Raw genomic sequence first — 1,980 nt, 5'->3', positions numbered from 1 at the left:
GCCTGGGTTCCACAGATGTGCTGGTCGGCTAGTACACGAATCTTGGGGTTGAGCTGCGGAAACACGGCTTTGGACGCCTAGCAGGCGTGTCACTAGGCGGCGGCGTTCGTGCTGGTCAGAGGCTTGTGGCGAGTTCGATGATCTTCTTGGGTGGGGCGAGCTTGAGAGCGGCCAGCAGGTCGCGTTGGGCCTTGGTGAGCTCAGTGGTCTGCCGGAACGTGCCGGCGGGGCCGGTGAAGGTGATGGCGTGCAGGCGGTCGAGGTCGGCGCGGATGGTGGGCCAGGTGCGGCTGGTGGCGGTCTCGGTGATGCGGACCAGTAGGAGCGCGAGCCAGCAGAGCAGGACGTGGGCGCGGATGCGGTCTTCGAGGCGGTGGTAGACCGGGCGGAGGTCGAGCACCGATTTCATGTCGCGCCAGCCGCGTTCGACCTCCAGGAGTTGCTTGTAGCCCAGGGCGATGTCCTCGGCCGACAGTTTCGGGTCGGAGCAGCGCAGCAGGTACTTGCCGTCGAGGCGGGCCTCGGCCTTGACCTTGGCCTGGTCGACACGGAGTAGTCCGCCTGCGGTGACGCGCAGGAATCGGTGCAGGCCGGGCTGGGTGGAGATCTGTCCGCGTAGTTCGGCGCGTTTGGTGTCGCTGAGCTGGTCGGTGCCGGTGATCTTCTCGGTCAGCCGGGTGACGAGATGCTCGCGGACGTGCTGGTCGCGTTCGGCTTCGTCGGGGTTGAAGCAGATGATGAACCGGTCCCCGGTGTCGTCGAGCTTGACCTCTTTGACCTGCAGATTCTCGCTGACCTGGGCGTAGCGGCCCTGCCTCGACAACGCCACGGTGGCCTCGGCCGAGCCGGAACGCAGTTTCTCGCCGATGATGTAGTGCCCGCTGCCGCGTTGCAGGTAGCGGCGGTTGGCAGCCGAGCTGAAGCCACGGTCGGCGACCCAGACGATGCGGGCCAGGCTCCAGTCACGCATGTCGTCCTTGACCTGCCGGATCAGTGCCGAGTCGCTGTAGTTGCCCGGCCAGGACCAGACCCGGACCGGGATCCCGGTCCGGGTCACGGCCATCCCGACCACGACCTGGGGCAGGTCGTCGCGGTGGTCTTTGCTCTTGCCGTGACTGCGGAACCCGCTGTCGCGCACCGTGTCGGCAGGCTCGGCGTCGGGCCGGACGCGGCCGTGGTCGTTACGGGCCACCGGCTCGTCGGCCTCGCCAGTCTCGAAGTAGGTGCTGGTGGTGTCGAAGAACAGCAGGTCCACTTCGAGGTTGAGCAGGTCGGCGACCTGACCGAAGACCTGCCGGGCCACCGTCTGTTCGACGCCGAGCAGGGCGTCCATCGCCCGGTAGCAGGCCTCGTCCACGACCTCGGCCAGGCCGTCGATGTGCACGTCGTGGGCGATCCAGTCGGTCGCGGCCAGCTTCGACGACGGTTTGAGCGCTCGGTTGGCGGTCAACGCGAACAGGATCCGTTCCACCCGGGCCGCATCAGCGCGGGTGCCGGCCAGGGCCTCGCGGATCACGGTGTCCACGCCGAGGCGGCGCCACAGCCCGTCGAGGGCGTAGGCGCCGCCCATCGGCCGGGCATCAGTCAGTGTCATCTGGTCGGGAAGAGTCGCTGCGGCCGCGGCCGCCGGGTCCAGCAGCCGGCTCAGCGCGGCGACCAGGCGTTGCACCGCGGCCCGGTCGAGTTCGTCCTCGCGGCCGAAGGAGTACAGCACCTTGGTCCGCGACATCCCGGCTGCTGGGTCCCATTCGTTGTGGGCCAACTGCAGGTAGCGCACGGTCTGGCCGGTCTTGTTCTTCCGTGACGACACCCGGACATACACGTGACTAGAGGTTACGGATAGATCACCTGAACAGCAAGGTCTGATACCGGGAACCGTGTCACTAGGCGTTTTCAGCCGTTCCGCTATCCGGCAACGCTCTGACCTGCATCTTCCCGTGATCCATGTGCCTAGACCGCCCAACATCTGTGGAACCCAGG

1 protein-coding gene is annotated in these 1,980 nt (G+C 67.0%); it reads right to left on the bottom strand.

The features are described from left to right. Positions 1-115: 115 nt before the first annotated feature. Complete coding sequence (locus ACZ6O2_RS36475) at positions 116-1,822, bottom strand: IS1634 family transposase (protein WP_466026214.1); 1,707 nt, start codon at positions 1,820-1,822, stop codon at positions 116-118. Between the last annotated feature and the right edge of the window lie 158 nt (positions 1,823-1,980).

It is taken from the genome of Micromonospora sp. NPDC048040, from assembly GCF_055587185.1.
The sequence above is the reverse complement of the archived record's forward strand: the minus strand, read 5'-3'. Positions and strand labels throughout refer to the sequence as shown.